Here is a 16,625-nt window from a genome sequence, read left to right as displayed (position 1 = left end):
ACAGGCGCATTCCCGCAACTGCTGGCCGCCTACGAGCACAAGGAACGCTTTTACGGCATCTGGGACGCCACCACACGACCCCAGGCAGAAACCGCCCTGGACGACTGGATAGCCACCATTCCGAAGGGCCAGAAGGAAGTCTGGAGCGATCTGGTCAGGGCTGTGGGTAACTGGCGCGAAGAGATCATGACCTACTTCGAGACGGACATGCCCGTCACCAATGCTTACACGGAGTCCATCAACCGACTGGCCAAGGACAAGAACCGTGAAGGGCGAGGTTACTCCTTCGAGGTGATGCGGGCACGAATGCTCTACACTACGAAGCACAAGAAGAAGGCTCCGACTGCGAAGGTCTCTCCGTTCTACAAGAAAACCATCGGTTACGGACTGCCGGACTTCGCAGAGGAACTCAACTACGGGGTCGATCTATCAACCATCTGAGGGTGGTATCAGGTTGGTGGGGTGAAGGTGCCCCATCAACCATTAAATCCGTATACCCTTTCTTTATAGCGTTATTCGCTATACCTGCAATTGCAGAACACCCCACATCGTTCAGTCAGGCAAAACGATTTGCCCGAGAAATTTACCAAGACAACCAGAGTACGTTTTACTGTGGATGTAGCTATAGCAATGATGGTGCGATTGATGCTGCATCTTGCGGATATGAACCAAGAAAGCAACCGAAACGAGGTGAACGCTTAGAGTGGGAACATGTAGTCTCAGCTTGGGAAATTGGCCATCAACGCCAATGCTGGCAAAATGGTGGTCGTCGGAACTGCGAAAAGAATGATCCTGAGTTTTCTAAAATGGTTTCGGATCTCCATAACCTCGTACCATCTGTAGGAGAGCTCAATGGGGATAGGTCAAATTTTCGATTTGGCATGATTCCGAATGAACCAAGATCCTATGGTCAATGTGATTTCGAAGTTGATTTCAAAGACCGTCGAGCAGAACCACCAGCTAACCGTCAGGGTGATATTGCTAGAATTTATTTCTACATGCGAGATCAATACGGCCTAAGACTCAGTAGGCAACAAACTCAGCTATTTGAAGCTTGGTCAAGAATGGACCCTGTTGACGAATGGGAAAAAGTGCGTGATTTTAAGATTAAAACTATTCAAGGTAACTCTAACTGCCATGTGTCAAATAGCTGTTAATTGAAACTAGCTGAGACAAACTTGTTGGACAAGGTTCTTTTAGCGAAAATCAGATTAACATTACTAAAATTAATCTGATAGTCGGCAACTGCCAAAGTGGACGTTCGGATCTGACTCGCTTTTGAACCATCATCAGCTTTGTCGAATTAAGTCGAATTTTCAATCAATCGTAATTCCCCCAAATTTCTCTCGTATAGCGTCGTTAATATCTATGCATTTAATAAATTGTCAGAAAGGAACCCTAAGTCACTTTGGAAAGTACCCGTTTATCGAAATTAGCGTAATAGCCTATTGATTCGCACACCACTAATAGTTCACGCCACTCATCGCTTTGGAAAAAATGCGCCATAGAAAGTTAATCTTATTCGTATTGTTAAGCATCTATTTGGCGCTAATTTGGCTGGTAAATTAATCTCTGTTTTGCCATTCTTCAACGATTGGCTGCCAGTTTACTTCACGAGGCTCACCTGTGGAGTTAGACCATACGTCCCAAAAGTCAGGATCATCAGACTGAGGCCTTTGCTCTTCACTAAGTTCTTTCATTCGAACTAACACCGGTAGTTCTGAAGCCCATCCGAGTAAAATTGCATGTCGAGATGGTAGCGATGGTAGCTCTCTTAATAGCCCCCTCATGTTATCGGGAACAAGCCTATGAACTTGTTCTTGGTCTCTATCATTGCTAATTCTGTGCAGTAAAAAAGTATTACATTGAGAAAGAACAGTAGGAGATAACTCAGAAGGTCGTTGGGATGATACTACTAGTCCCAAACCAAATTTACGCCCTTCGCGAGCGATTTTTTCAAATACTTTACAGCACACATCAGAAACTGATTGACTCTCACTTTCTTCTTTGTATCGTTTGATAAATGTATGAGCTTCCTCTGCAACCATTACTGTTGGTAATGGTTTTCCATTCATCTTCCGATATCGTTGAAGAGCTTCAAAAGTCACTCTAGAGATTACTGCTGTTACAAGATGGATAATTTCATTGGGAACTAGTGATAGGTCGATAACAGTGATAGCACCATGAGTATCCTTCCCAAGAAAAGTATCTAGCCAATCAGTTAAACTTATTGGTTCCTCAGAATCTTTAGTAACTGCACTAATTCGGGTGTCACCTAGCATTGTGCGAATTCGAGTCAAAAGAAATTCCATGAACTGCTCAGTTCCCGTTTCTTGTGCTAAAGCTTCGAGATAGGCGACGAAGTCATCACCTTCAAAGCGAATAGGCGTATCTTCACTTTTCGGGAGAAGTTCTTGTTCATCACCACCAAGTGCAACATGAGCTTCTTTTAACTCAGAAATCAACTTATCAGTATCACTGACTTCAGGCTTAGCAGGCCACTGTGCTCCTCTTCTGGAAGATAGGTAAGTATTTATCGTGCTTATTACACTATTGAAAGGTTGGTTGTGGATTTTTTCGTTTAATGTTATGAGGCTAGTTTCCCATGACGTTAAACTTTCAACTAAGCCTTTGGCATGACCACCATTCACATATATCTGCCCTTGACTTGCTAGTTGCCTTATTGAAACTAAAAGTATTCCGCAAAAATGTTTTGCTTGAATTGTCACATCATCTTCTGACAACACATCATTTCTCATCGCCCTCAAAGCTCGTCGTAGTAATGGGAGTTGAACTTTTGAACTTGCCTGAGTGAACGCCCCCCATTCTGAACTGTTCCATAGCCATGATGGTACTTTAAGTTCTAACTCACCATAATCAGAGTTAGCCTCTACGCGCAATAAATTCCCCTTATATTTTGACTTTGGACCAAATGCTCGGCTGTACTCCCCGTTAGGATCAAGTATTATAAATCGAGCGTTCGGAGTTTGGCCCTGTTGTAAAACTGCGTCCAGTGACCATTGAATTAGTCCCGCCACAGAGCAAGATTTACCACTACCTGTGTTGCCTAAAACAGCTATATGTCGCCCAAAAAGCTTATCGGGGTCGATTTTTATTTCTGCATTGTTAGCTAGAGGACTATCTCCTATTTTAACCCTTCTGTTTTCACCTGATTCGATTATTGAGTTTAATTGTTGGTCAGTAGGTAAAAGCACTGAATCACCAACTGAAGGAAATGCATCTGTTCCTCTGGTGAATTTGAAACCATCGTTTTTTCTATCGCTTCTCAATGTACCAACGGGGTTGATACTGAGCTTTTTTAGAGGAAAAGGTAAGTCTATCAAGCCAAAATCTTGCAAGCCTCTTCTTTTGGGGTATGGCGAGTGTTCTACTGCGATCCACTCAACTTGACCAACTAGAAATCCATCATCACTGTTTATAAGCACATAACTGTTGATTCGAGGAAAGTTGCGAGGTGAGCCTCCTTGAAGAGAGACTGAGTCTGGGGAATCAATTTCTAAGGAAACTCTAATTTCACTAGGCGATACAAAACCAACGGTTCCGATTCGTAACTGTTCCAGTCTTTCTATAGGCAAGTAACTCATGATGTTACCTCGGTGGTAGTTGCATTACCTGAGTGTTCTGACTGGATAAAGCCTCGCTGTTTTAGTAATTCGGCCATCTTTATTGATGCTTTATCTATGGCTGGTTTAGGTAGATAGTTATCAACCAAAGTTTTTAGATCCCCCAAATGGTCACCCATTAGTAAAGTGATTTGAGCTTTTCTTCCACTTTTACCAATGAAGTTCATAATTCTTTCTAGCGGATCTCCGAAAGCAATGATGACTAGATGGGTAGATGGAACGGTAAGCATATCTTCAATTACTCTGTTTATATGCTCATCACCAAAGCTATAGCCATACGTGACTAATGTACTGTTTGGACGGCTAGTCGCTGCTGCTAAGTCTCTAAATAACTCTACATAGGGGTACTCAGCGGTTTCTCTATCTTTGACTGAATTAGGGTAAATCATAAGTTGTTCATAACTATCGCTTTCGTGCCCCTCTGCTTCTAGAAACGGTTCAACAGAGCGAGCTCCAAAAGGTAGGCCAAAGCGCCTAATCGCACCATCTTGTTCGTGCCAATCTAGAGAACCGTGAAGTTTGGTAAAACGTGCCACTCCTTCCAAATATCTTGGTTCACCACGTATTCCCGGAGGGTTATAGTGATAATCAACTTCTAATCTTGAGGATCTAAAAACGGGAGCAATACTTCCAACAAAACGGTCTATGAGTCTTAAACCAGCAAGTTCAGCACCAACCTCGATAATTCGGTCATAGTTCGTTGTAAAAATATGCAATCTGTCGCGTGTAGCGGTTCTACTTGCAAAGCTCATTAAGAAACTCACAAGATAATTGAAAGTTTCCTCTTTTCGTTTTTTTTCAGCACTTTTAATTAAGTGTTCTCCTGTACTGACAGATTTTGAAAACTCACCTAGACATCGAGACAATTCCCCCTTAATTGCAGCTAAATCAGCTTTTAGGTCTCTATAGGCTGCATATGGAGCCGGGGGGTTTTCAGGTTGCGGGCTATCCAACACTGTTAAAATTTCAAGACCTTTGATAAGTTCATTAATAGCTCTAATTTGATCTTCTATATTTCCTTGTGCGCGACCAGCCGATTTGGCAGCTTTTGTAGCGAATTCATTTATTTCGCTTTGACAGACCGCTAGATCACTGATCCACCCCATTCCAACGGGTGGCACGCCTGTAGCCGACATTTGAATAGACGTACTTAAACCCGCACCGATCAATAGATTTAAATGTTCGGATTGAAAAAGTGCTGTTAACCAAGGCTCAATATTTTGGCGTAATTTCTCTATTGATATTTTAGAACCCTGTTCTCCCCATGAAGTATTCGTTGATAGGATAAAAGGATAAGAATCACTTTGCTCATTGGAGTTTGGTGTTAGCTCAATAATATCAGGAACACTGCCAACTTTAATTTGCTGAATAGTCATAAATACACTTCTCATATTTGTGTGAAAGATATAGCGTTGGGGACACAAACGTCTGCCATGAATATTTACAACTTAAGCCGTTGGCATTGAATCATCCGTCACAACTATCTGAAATCCTTAGTACATCTTCAATCTCGACACCAAGGTGTTCAATCGTGCTTTCGAGCTTAGCATGACATTTTACAATACAGAACGTTTGCATACATATTTGAGGTATCCAAGCCCAAATATGTATGAATTAAAAATGAAGATATTGAGAAAAGTGGCTTAGCTGGGTTGGTCGATTTTGGTTGGCCACGTCAGTTCCTCGCTCATAGCTATCTGTCCGATGTCCAACTCTATTTATCGAAACTACTACAAACACATTTTTGCAAATTTGTCGCAGTTACATAAATGCATATTGATTATTTTTTCTGCTCCATTAGTCCTGCAAAACGGGGCTAACGGAGCAATTTATTCTAATTGTTCCCCGAGACTTCTTCCGTTGCCTCCTGGCGAAGTTTCTGGGCATCCATTCCGTTTAGCCGTTCAATGGCTCTATCTGCGGCACTCTGACGATTTCCATCAACGTTTAGCGTACTTCCTGAGCCTGTGAGTCGTTCCAGATCCAGTGACGGTACTTCGGGTAGGTTGCCTGTTATCGACAAGATACCTATCCATTCATCGAGATTGACTTGGCTCCAATCTACCTGGTTTAACTGACTCGCGGTCAAACCTTCACAGTTTGGTGACTTGGCACTGCCCCAACCAAGGCCCAATTGAGGGCGTACTTGTTCTTGAATGATCCGTGAAAGTGGCGAAGTAAAACAGCAATATGACTGCCGTTTTTCAACACAGGCACCTAAGAACTTAGACTTGCAGTAAGAGCCTACATAGTGGCAACTCTTCAATACCCGCTTGGCGTTCATTTCAAACTCGCTCTGCTCACATTTCCAGATAAGCTGAATGAGGATCATAGTGACTGAATAAATCATGTAGGCCGTCATAACCGTACTCAGAACCGCGCCCGCAGCGCCCCCCAGGGCAAAGTTACCACCCGAAACGACACCATCGGCTCCAACCGCACCACCAACGTTACTAAACAGTGCCGATTGCGCCCCCGAACCAAACGTAGAGCCTACCCACTCAGCCGTTTTGTTGGTCAACACCTGCATAAAGCCAGTCGCAGCTTGCTCCGCTCCCGCGCCAGCAGCCGTTGATGGCCCAGCCCCCATGAGAGAGTCCCATGCAGACACAAAAGGCTCTTTAACCGCACTCCAGGTACTGGTGATTGGTTCCCTGAGCGTATTCCACGAACCATAGATTGCCGAAGACGGATTCATGGCCATGACTGCCGTATCAAGCTTGTTGACCGCAACTATCATCGTGATGTAATCCGATAGCGACACGCCACTTGGCTTTTCACAGCAATCCACTATGCCGCCAACGGCTTTTTTGCACTGGCCAGCATTACCTTTAAAGACCGTACACTCGACGTTATCTTGGCCATCAGCTCCTGTGCATGACATATCATTGGTCATAAACTGCGCCGCATTAAGCATCGCAGCGGCCTCTGCAAAGTTAGCCTGCTTGATTGACTCTGGCTCTAAACAATCTGTGCCCATACAGCGAACTGGCCCCTCACAGTTGTATTGAGTTTCCATTCGAGCGTTTTGCACTTCAACGCTTTGTCCGCAGTCATACACCAAACTTTGGATATAACAGAAGCCTTCATGACCAGCCCCGCCCTCAGTACATTCGGTTCTGACGTACTGGCAGGCCGGATTTTGCTCTAGCGCGGCACACGTATTGGTGGTCGTGTTTTGTCCGTTATTGACGATGGTTTGTGTATTACCATTGGCATCTACCCAGCTATCTGAGCTGCCCATGTTGAACTCTGGGTGAGCAGTCGAGGCATTATAGGTCGCTTTTGCCCTCCAGCATGAGAGCCCCAGTCCATCAGAGCTGCCACGACTGGTTAAATGAGCAGGAGACGAAACAACAGCCGGATAAAGACTTCCAAGCTTCGCCAACTCGCTACTACCAACCGTTAACCCGTCGATTCGTTTTGTGCCCGTATCCAAACACTGCCACTGCACCGCAGTAAACTGATCCGTTTGCATCAAGCATTGGTCTATGCCCGGATCACTTGATTGATGAACAACGTCTTGCTCTAAGTACTTGCCGGAGAAGGTCAAGGAAGCACTCAGTTTCGCAGGAGCCAAACACTTCTGAACTTCTCGGCTGCAAGTGTCGAAATCGACTTTGTTCCAGCCGGAATCGCATCTGGAACGAGTGACCTCCTGGGGTTCATGCCACGAAATAATCGAACCATTGACGACTTTACACAATGAGCCAACCAAGGTTCCTTTTGGACAGGTCATTTCAGGGTATTTAATGGACGGTTTCGTCTCAGTCACCGTCTCCTTATTGCCCGTCAATGAGAGTGTCGTTTTCCAGCCATTTGCCTTGGATGGCGACTCGGTGATTTTTATCTCAGTATTTTGATTATCAAAAATCCTCAGCGTAGCGTTTCCAGTTTGCATAGTACTGCTGTGCTGTGGAACAAAACTGAGCGTTTCGGAGCTAAAGCAACCACGCTCAATGGACCAGCTTTGTTGATGGGTTTCAGCGGATACACGTCGCTCTAACTGACACTGAGTAAGCGTGCTGATCTTCTCGCACACCTGGTAATCGGGTACATGCTTGGTTTCAGTAAATGGCGTGATCGTCTGAGTAGGCTCACAGGCTTCAAAACTACTCGGCATAAGATTGGATACCACACACTTTGGATCGCTGGTTTGCAATCCACAGTCATAGGTATCGGTAAAACGAATGCATTCACCTTTATCATTGGTTTCGGCACATTCTGACGACATGAATCCACAGGAAGGATTCGCTTCAAGCACTTGGCAGGCCTGATTTTCAATCCCCTTATAGCTTTCGTCATCCACACTGACTTGTATACGCCGACACAAAGGCGATATGCCCGCCACAGGGCTTGGGGCAAAGTAGGATTCACAAACTGAAACACCATTGACCACCGTACATCCGTTGGTTGAAGACGGCTGATCCGTGCATTGAATGCTGTAGTCTGAAAACTTCGTCGGGATATCCGCTGCTTGTTCGATACAGGATTGTGGCGACCAACTATCATTCATCACCACCTTGGTTGGATCAAAGCGCACCTTGATGCGTGCATACCCCTCACCACTACCAGTAACCGATACGCGAATTTTTACCGGCACTTCTAAACCTGGTTCTACCGCTTTTAGCTTAGCAGTGAGATCGGTATTTGGATTGCGCTCCCAACTGGTACTGAGCTCGCAGCGGCCAGCCGTTTCTGGTGGAAAGTTATTGTTCGGCCCAGACCAGACTTTCTGATCGCCAAGCCAAACTTGCATGTAGTCATCCCATTTGGCGTACTCAAGAACGGCTGAGGTAATCGCATCGGGGTTCACGACTTTGAGTGTGATGGCCTGTTCAAACACTTTACAACGGCCACTCCAGTAGTTGTCGCCAATTCGTCCAATCCAAACTTCAAGACATCCCTCACCACAAGAGCGAAGGTTCATTGGTCCTGAAACATGCTCAATAATGCCTGCCGTGTAATCGTGAGTAATAGTGCAGCTGTTAACCGCTGTATTGAGTCTGTCACATTGCTGGTAGTTTGGGCTTCCTTCACCTTGAGACTCACAACCTGGGAAGCTTTGCGTCAATAGATTAGGGTCAGTTTGAACCGCATCAGTTAATGCCCAAAGGGGATCATTGACCATATCTGGCCGAGACCTGTCTTTGATTTGTTGTAGCGAACGAAATGCCTCACCCGTAGCGCCACTTTCGGATACCATGCTCTCTTGGCGCTGCGTCCCCAATTGATTCATGCTGGCATCAGAGCCATAAACGCCTGTTAAGACATCCAATGAGCCCTGATCCATACCTGGGAAAAGCTCTTGCAAGTTAATGGACTCATTACCACTGCCATTCGGCACCGACAATGTATTGCCATTGAGTGCGGGCATCGTCCAGTTTTGCAGCAATTGCTTACCTTCTTGTTGTCCGCTTAGGCCGGATTGGCGCTGTACATCAGCGGCCACACCATGTAAGGGCAAGCACGCCATAGTGATAGATAAAATACCCGCTAACACTCGGGTAAAAAATGTTGGTTTCATAGTTAACCTCCCGAGTTACAGCAGTCTTGCCAGCGCCACAAAATGTAGAGCGCATCTTCTCCGGCACCGGGGATCGTTCGCCACTCTCCCCATTTCATGGTGCTTTCACCGATGACATGCGCACTTTCAGTTTCTGGTACAGGGAAGAACATACTCATCTTGTATTGGGATTTCGGCAGCATGGGTTCGATAACAGGTCGGCATAGCGCACTGTTCCCCATTGTTCGTCTTGCAAGACCACGCCTGTGTTGAGCCGCGATTGCACGCGCCGCTAAATGGCTGGTGTTTTCTGCTAATGAACCAAAGGCTAAGGTGTGGCCAGATAACGGATAGAGATGGCCCCAACTGCCAGCACACCAAAACAACTGATCGATGGGTTTACCAAGCGTTGATGAAGCAGCGTCAGCGGTACAAGCAGAGATAGCCAATGGATTAGCAACAGCAGCAGCTTCAGGCTGAGTAAAAAAGGCCAGTTCATCGTTCAGCCATGTTGGGTCCAATTCCGACAAATACATCAAGTCAAAATCCATGTAACCATCGGCATTGCAATTGCCATCCATGAACAAATCGAGCATGACCAAAAGCGGAAAGGCGTAATAATGGTAATGGTAGAAAGCAAGATCACCGGTATCGTATTCACCTTCACCATGACCACCTTGCAATCGCCTATCACCTAACGGTAAGCGAATCCCTCCCAGTGAAGGCGAACAACCTGGCGTTCTGACCAGTTCAATCAAACGCGCTGGCTCCCACATACTGGTAACAATACCTGGCCTTGGCACGCCTAAGTTGTCTTCACATAAGCAAAATGACTTATTTGATGCGCCGCTTGGGACATTGCCAGAGCCAAGAGGAAGACCGGCAACCCGGATAGGAAAAATGCATGACCAGCAAACATCCGTCAGCAACTTGCCGGACAATAACCCCGCGTCTGGGCAAGTCAATTCGGCTTTTGCAGGAATAGAGGCGCTTAGGACAAACATGACAACGAGAGTCCGCATCAGACGATACGTATTATTGAGCTTTTTCATGAACAAGCTCCTTTGCTGGAATTTCTTCTATTTCAAACGCGAGCCCCTTTGCTTGAACAAACGATGGGGTGACTTGCAGATCAAAGCGCTGCTTTAGCGAGGCATTGAGAAGGTAAACCGGACTATCCAATGTCTTTTCGAGCGCATTGAGGCGATTCCAGCCTTGGGCACGGTCGAGCTGCGTGGTGATAAGCGTAATGCGGCGCAGCGTCCTATCTTGCGTCTCAAGCCAATGCGCTACTGCGTCCACTTCTTCAGCGTTCGACGCATTAAACACCACGAGCTGCTGAGTAAATGGCAAGGCTTTGAGCGGGTTAATACGCGTTCCTGCTGGGATCAATGTTCGGCCATTGGCATCCAATAGTGGCCGCTGCATGACGATGGTTGGATCAACCGTTCTTATCCGATACTGCGTGGCTTTGGGTAAGTCAGTGAATGTTTGGCGAGACCAGAAACGCTCAATGGCTTTTTTCTTTAATGCGCCCAGGTCAATCGACTGTAATCGCTGCATCGCCACTTGCATCAAATCCGGTTCTAAAATCGAATGAATCGGACCGCGTTGACCCAATGAACCGGTATTGCCGGTTTCAATTTGGCGTTGCAACCAGTCCTTGCTGTAAACCCCTAGTGCACTTGCAGTCACCTTGTCATCGTCTATGCGAAAAATGGCAGGCACGCTAGTCACCCGCCAGTGCACAAAGGCTTTCGGATCGATTCGAACCTGAGGAACAGGATCAAGCCCCGTCATCAGGGTATGCCAATCACGGATAGCTGCCCCCAAGGTCTTTCCTTCAGGAATTCCCCGAAACAACACAATAGCGCCGGTAGCACTGGCCTCTTTGAAAAGCTGCTTCAGTGACGAATCTCCCAGTGAGGACGACGCAAATATCAACCATTCATCGCTGTGTTTGAGCGACGCAGGTTGTTCAACCGGTGCAAAAGGCTCTATAAATTCAGATGCACCATCCACAGCACTTTGTAAAATGCTGCGGCTCATTTCGACGATCTTTTTGTCCTCGTCAGACAACGGATAAGGCTCTTGTGCCCAGGACACTTGCACCCAAGCCAATGGAGCAACCAACAAAAATAAGAGGCATAGTCTTCTCATCATCCACCTCCTACCAAAGCGGCCAAGCGCGACCGACAATCTGCTCGCGCTTAACGGCATTCCAATAACGGGAGTCGAAACTCGTTGCGGCCTCACCGGAAAACCAATACTCGTTTTCTTGCAGCGTCAATGAGCGGCTAAATTCTGTTTCAGCCACACCAAGACGCTGGGCTAATGCCATGCCGGTAGAGACTTCAGCACCATTCACCAGCACATGCTCAGGCGTCACCTTGACTTCATCCCCTGGCATCCCTGTTAGGCGTTTCAGCATCCGAGTACCGTCGTTATATAACGGAGCGAGTCCTTTTGAGTGGAAGGCATACAGACCATCCTTAACGGGCTCTTTATTCCATAAGTCAATCAGATATACCGTGGTATCAGGAAGGCAGCGCTCTTGCTGGGTATCAATACCTATTCGGTAGCGCATCATGGCATAGGTGCCTACCAAGGCCATGATTAACGCAAGAATGGTCAGCCGGATGAGATATGGCCGCCAAGGCATTCTTTTACGGAGTATCTGCATGAGACACCTCCTTTGAGCCTACTGGCACGAAAACAGAATCATCAGCGCCAACCACCGCTTGGGCATCCAGCACGATAAAACCGGCTGCTTTTAACTTTTCAATTTGCTGATTGGTCTGAAGCAACCTGGATTCGATGTCTTGTTCGCTGGCATTAGGACCCAGTGACAACACCGCATCCCCAAAATCCACGACTGCAATGGGCGTACTTAACGCCAACTGGCTGTGGATGGGTTCGAGTGTTTTCATTAAAAGCCAGCTGGTCATTAAACCGCTACCAGCAATAGACAAAGTAATAGAGGCCATAAATGGCCAAAGCGTGGTCTTATTCATCTAAATCCCGCGAGAAACCCCGTCCTTCTAGGGCGAGGAGGGATAGCGGTTGCTCCGAAGGAGCAAAAACTACCCGATTGGTTAATGTTAATATTTACTTTCACAAAAACAACTGTATTCTTGTGAACTATGAAAGAGATCGCTATTAAACAACGCTTTTACCCAACGACTGAACAGGCTCAATTGCTTGCGCAGACTTTCGGCTGTGTGCGTTTCGTTTATAACGCGATCCTTAAATGGCGTACCGACGCTTTCTACAACGAAAGCAAAAAGGTTAACTACAACACGGCAAGCTCTAAGCTGACCGAACTCAAGAAGCAAACTGAGTTTGAATGGCTTAACAGCGTGTCGTGTGTACCGCTCCAACAATCTTTGCGCCATCAACAAACTGCGTTTAAGAACTTCTTTGAAGGAAGGGCGAAGTATCCAGCCTTTAAGAAGAAGCGCAGCAAGCAAAGCGCAGAATTCACGAAGTCGGCGTTTAAGTTCAAAGATGGCAATATCTACATTGCCAAGTCCAAACAGCCGCTTGATATTCGCTGGTCGCGTGAACTTCCTAGCGAACCAACTACCGTCACTATCTCGAAAGACAGTGCAGGCCGCTACTTCGTGTCTATGCTTTGCCGCTTCGAGCCTAAACCACTGCCTGTTACCAAAAAGACAACGGGTATTGATTTGGGTTTGACCGACCTTGTGATTACCGCTGACGGGTTTAAATCTGGCAATCCCCGCCATACTGCAAAGTACGAGAAGAAATTGGCTCAGGCGCAACGCCGCCTTTCCAAGAAGAAGAAAGGAACTGCCAACTTCCACAAAGCCAGAATCAAAGTTGCTCGCATTCAGGCGAAGATTGCCGACTGCCGCCGCGACTTTACCCACAAACTCACCACTACGTTGATAAACGAAAACCAAGTGATTAGCTGTGAGAGTTTGAGCGTTAAAAACATGGTCAAGAATCCGCGACTTGCTAAGGCCATTGGTGACGCCAATTGGGGCGAAATGGTTAGGCAGCTTGAGTACAAAGCAGAATGGCGCGGCAGAACACTTGTCCAGATTGACAAGTGGTATCCGTCTAGTAAGCGTTGTAATTGCTGTGGTCACGTAGTTGATTCTCTACCGTTACATATAAGGCATTGGACTTGTCCAGCGTGTGAAGCGCGCTTAGACCGTGATACCAATGCCGCTATTAATATCAAAGCCGCTGGGCAAGCGGTGTTAGCTTGTGGAGCGTAAGTAAGTCCCGATTGTTCTAATGAACTTCGGGCATAACGCCTTGAAACAAGAATCCCCTTCCTTTAGGGAGGGGAGCAGTCAAAGCCTCGCTCCTTCAACAACTGAGAGATGGCATCAGCAACAGAAAGGCCTTTGCGCGTTAACTGTTTAATCGCGTTTACATCTTCTGCACGGGACGAGTACAACAGCTTGTGAAACGGATCGACGATAAGGCGGCCAATCCCGGTGCCCATCTCGGTAATAAAGAAAATCTCGGAATAGACACCCGTGACGGTATGAACCGTTTTCAGGTATTCGTAGCCGCCTTCACCTAATGGCAAACGGCCTTCTTTTTTGAGCGCGTTGATGGTTTCGGCTTTTTGGCCAAGCAGGTACATATTGGCCGAGTTTTCAGCGATGGCTTTACCTGTAGGGCTGTCGTATAAATCGTTGACCGACTGCGTTACTGTTACAGCACTGCCGCCATATTTTCGAAATCGACGGTAACCCGTCTCGATAAACTTACCGACATCACCTTGAGTCAGCAGATCCCAGGCTTCGTCAATGAACACAATCTTGCGACGATCCCGCTCACCTAAGTACATCTCCTGTTGGATTTGGTAGATAAGCTGAAGCAACACCACTTGTTGCAGATGCTTACGCCCCTTGAGCTCTTCTAACTCCAGAACGGTGAATCGGTTTTTGAAGCGAATATTGTTGTGACCATTAAAGAAGCGGCCATATTCGCCCTGTGTCGTAAACGGATAGAGCTGCTCACCCACGTCCTGCACACGTCGGTCTTCATGATTTTTTAAAGCCTCTGCCACATCATCAACCAACATGGCACGACCTTTTTTCTCCCACAGTTCACGGGTCTGACGTTTTAGGTTGGCCATCTGAAAATCGGTTAATGACTGCGTAGGTGCGGCCATTGCGGCCAATAACCCAACCAGTACATCCGCTTCTTCGTCATAGTCCTCAACGATTTCAAACGGGTTTAAGCAAATGCCACTGTCCCGCCCGAACTGTAAGAACTCACCATCATAGACTTCACACAGCTTTTCATAAGAGCGGCCAACATCAATTACCCAGCATTGCCCGCCTTCAGATAAGTAGGAGGAGATGATTTCGTTCACCAGGAATGACTTGCCCGATCCCGATTGCGCCGCGATGCAACAGTTGTAATTACTGCCCGAGTCATAAAGGGACACACTCATGATCTGGCCATTGCGGGAAACAAAGTTAATCACTGGCGTGCCCGTGCCTTTCCAATCTGCAAACAAAGGCAACAGTGGGATCACATGTCGTGTCGCCATGGTCTTAAATCGAAACAAGTCGTTCATCGCCTGGCGGTCGGCACCAAATGGCAAGGCATTCAGGAAAATGGGCAAACAGAAGTACTTGTCTTCCATCAGCTCAAACCCGAGTTCTTTGAAATAAGTTCGAGCATTTGAAACAGAGCTGATGGACGCCTCTTCCGTCGGGGAAAACAGCGTTAAGGTCATATTTGCCCGAATAGGACGATCACCTTCTTGCAAGGCTTCAAAAAGAACATCAAACCCCTTTTTCTTGGCTGCCAGCACCGGCACAAACTTGAGCATCGGGCCATAAGCCTGATTGACCGCCCATTGACGCTTCGTCTCTAAACGAGATCGCATCGCCTCGGCTGAAGGAAAGTGAATGGTGACATTTAGCAAAAAGCTGCCGCGTAAGCCGCGACTGCCCGTCATCATATCGCCCGCAAAACTTGCGGCATGACCAAACCAGATCCGCTCAGGCAAGCGCTTAAACGATAAGGTTTTAACTCGGTAATCACCCAGCATCAGACCTTGGCTATCCACCTTGATAGCTCGGTCATAATCCAACACTTGCTCTCGAAGTGGTTTATCTGCCTCACTGCGGATTGGAGATGGATTACGCCAAGAAGCATCTTTTCCCCAGTTAAGTTGCGCACTTAATGCCGCGAGCCAATTTCGGTCAGTCATCTCAGTGACGCGAAAACCAACCGTTGCCAACGCCTGAGAGAAAGAAGCTCGAAGCGCGGATGCTCGACTCAACTCACGCTCCGTCGGTATAGGACTTTCCAAAGGCAATTTGCAGGTGACGATCAGTTGAAAGTTGCGTACCTGAGTCTGGGTCGATTCTTCTATCGATTGAACCGTGCCCCCATCGAGGAAATCCGCACGTTTGCGTATCGACGCCCTAAGCAATGGATCGGATTGACGATGCCGTAAGCCCATCATGCGCTGAAGGTCGGTTTGAATATCAGGCGAGGCGTACAGGCCAAATTGCAGCAAAGTGTCTTTTGGCCAGTCGTTGTTGAGTAGAACATTAACCCTGTCTGCAACAGACTCATCACCACCAGGCAATGGGTCACATAGAAAACCAAAGCCAACACTCTGGTCTTCCATGAAAAACAGTTGCTCATCGTCGGAATAGGCCAATACTGGCAAGAGCTCTGAAGCGCGTTGCCCTGAATACAGAGAGGCTTTCATTAACGCCCCTCCAACCAAGCAGAAAGATCATAAGGACGGCCTCGGCTGATGCGACCATCATTGGCGACGATGAAAGGCACACCTTGAATGCCCAGGATTTGAGCCGTCACCAAGGTACGCTGCATTGGTTCTAAGTTGCAGGCATCATCCTGTTCTAGGTTACCAATCCGGCCATTCAGCAATGCATCGGTGGCCGCTTTTTTGTCACGCGCACAGCCAAGCTGGCGAACCTGACGCTCTGAATCAGGACCAAGCACTGGCACAGGGAGTATTTGGAAGGTGTATTCTTTGGTTAACGGTAAAGCTTGTTTCAAAAGCTCATGGCAGTGCGGGCATCGTGGGTCAACAAAGACCACCACTTTCTTTTTGCCTTCACCCAGCGTCAGTGGATTCAAATCATCCATTTTTAGGCCAAGACGACCTAAGTCCAGCGTGTTCCCCGCTTCACGAATTTCTTCAAGGCTGGTAAGCGGCTTTTTGGACCAGGCATCATAGAGCGTGCCATCAATGACGAACCGGCCACTGTCTGACATGAAAACAATACGGCCATTGCTTTCGACCGCTTTCATACCCGTGACAGGTAAAGAAACCATGCCGTCAATTTTGCCAACGGGCGACACTTCAGACACAGGTTCAGCTTGAACCAAAGGAGACAGCGCAAGCGCCAGAATGATTGGAGATAGTTTTCGCATGAGGAGTCCTCGTTAATGTAAATCGAGGCTCCAGTCTATGCAGTTGTCCTATGTGGACTCGG

General features: G+C 47.0%; 12 protein-coding genes and 1 pseudogene. 3 read left to right on the top strand and 10 right to left on the bottom strand.

Annotated features, from left to right (window positions below):
* Together R7041_RS09230 and R7041_RS09225 are read left to right on the top strand one after the other, a co-directional pair.
* A partial coding sequence (locus R7041_RS09230; protein WP_250263325.1) for a transposase occupies positions 1–441 on the top strand: 441 nt, incomplete at its 5' end.
* 41 nt (positions 442–482) lie between these two features.
* Complete coding sequence (locus R7041_RS09225; protein WP_048608563.1) at positions 483–1,157, top strand: endonuclease; 675 nt, start codon at positions 483–485, stop codon at positions 1,155–1,157.
* Between the two features lie 408 nt (positions 1,158–1,565).
* On the opposite strand, the gene R7041_RS09220 is transcribed toward R7041_RS09225, so the two are convergent.
* The 8 genes and pseudogenes from R7041_RS09220 to R7041_RS09190 all read right to left on the bottom strand — a co-directional run bounded on the left by R7041_RS09220 (position 1,566) and on the right by R7041_RS09190 (position 12,164).
* On the bottom strand, positions 1,566–3,605 hold the full coding sequence (locus R7041_RS09220) for an ATP-binding protein (protein ID WP_004249372.1): 2,040 nt from the start codon (positions 3,603–3,605) through the stop codon (positions 1,566–1,568).
* Positions 3,602–5,020 carry an SIR2 family protein gene (locus R7041_RS09215; RefSeq protein WP_004249371.1) on the bottom strand — a complete coding sequence of 473 codons (1,419 nt, stop codon included), beginning with the start codon at positions 5,018–5,020 and terminating at the stop codon, positions 3,602–3,604. Before R7041_RS09215 ends, R7041_RS09220 begins: the two co-directional genes overlap by 4 nt.
* A gap of 91 nt (positions 5,021–5,111) precedes the next feature.
* A pseudogene (locus R7041_RS22725) lies at positions 5,112–5,195 on the bottom strand (integrase); the annotation flags it as partial.
* A gap of 283 nt (positions 5,196–5,478) precedes the next feature.
* On the bottom strand, positions 5,479–9,171 hold the full coding sequence (gene traN, locus R7041_RS09210) for a conjugal transfer protein TraN (RefSeq protein WP_053410657.1): 3,693 nt from the start codon (positions 9,169–9,171) through the stop codon (positions 5,479–5,481).
* A 2-nt stretch (positions 9,172–9,173) separates the two neighbouring features.
* On the bottom strand, positions 9,174–10,202 hold the full coding sequence (locus R7041_RS09205; protein WP_039995231.1) for a TraU family protein: 1,029 nt from the start codon (positions 10,200–10,202) through the stop codon (positions 9,174–9,176).
* A complete protein-coding gene (locus tag R7041_RS09200; RefSeq protein WP_008844790.1) occupies positions 10,186–11,310 on the bottom strand; it encodes a TrbC family F-type conjugative pilus assembly protein in 1,125 nt (374 codons plus the stop codon). The genes R7041_RS09205 and R7041_RS09200 overlap by 17 nt, the downstream gene beginning before the upstream one ends.
* A 10-nt stretch (positions 11,311–11,320) precedes the next feature.
* Positions 11,321–11,833: a S26 family signal peptidase gene (locus tag R7041_RS09195; protein ID WP_169666767.1), complete on the bottom strand. Its 513-nt coding sequence runs from the start codon at positions 11,831–11,833 to the stop codon at positions 11,321–11,323.
* On the bottom strand, positions 11,817–12,164 hold the full coding sequence (locus tag R7041_RS09190) for a hypothetical protein (protein WP_008305502.1): 348 nt from the start codon (positions 12,162–12,164) through the stop codon (positions 11,817–11,819). The genes R7041_RS09195 and R7041_RS09190 overlap by 17 nt, the downstream gene beginning before the upstream one ends.
* A 129-nt stretch (positions 12,165–12,293) precedes the next feature.
* Between R7041_RS09190 and R7041_RS09185 the strand changes: the two genes are divergently transcribed.
* A complete protein-coding gene (locus R7041_RS09185) occupies positions 12,294–13,397 on the top strand; it encodes an RNA-guided endonuclease InsQ/TnpB family protein (protein ID WP_032479266.1) in 1,104 nt (367 codons plus the stop codon).
* A gap of 62 nt (positions 13,398–13,459) precedes the next feature.
* Here R7041_RS09185 and traC read toward each other — a convergent pair whose 3' ends face one another.
* Positions 13,460–15,871 carry a type IV secretion system protein TraC gene (gene traC, locus R7041_RS09180; RefSeq protein ID WP_008844786.1) on the bottom strand — a complete coding sequence of 804 codons (2,412 nt, stop codon included), beginning with the start codon at positions 15,869–15,871 and terminating at the stop codon, positions 13,460–13,462.
* On the bottom strand, positions 15,871–16,563 hold the full coding sequence (locus R7041_RS09175) for a DsbC family protein (protein ID WP_008305510.1): 693 nt from the start codon (positions 16,561–16,563) through the stop codon (positions 15,871–15,873). Before R7041_RS09175 ends, traC begins: the two co-directional genes overlap by 1 nt.
* Positions 16,564–16,625: the final 62 nt, after the last annotated feature.

The organism is Vibrio sp. 1751 (assembly GCF_033339895.1).
GTDB classification, from domain to species: domain Bacteria; phylum Pseudomonadota; class Gammaproteobacteria; order Enterobacterales; family Vibrionaceae; genus Vibrio; species Vibrio alginolyticus.
The sequence above is the reverse complement of the archived record's forward strand: the minus strand, read 5'-3'. Positions and strand labels throughout refer to the sequence as shown.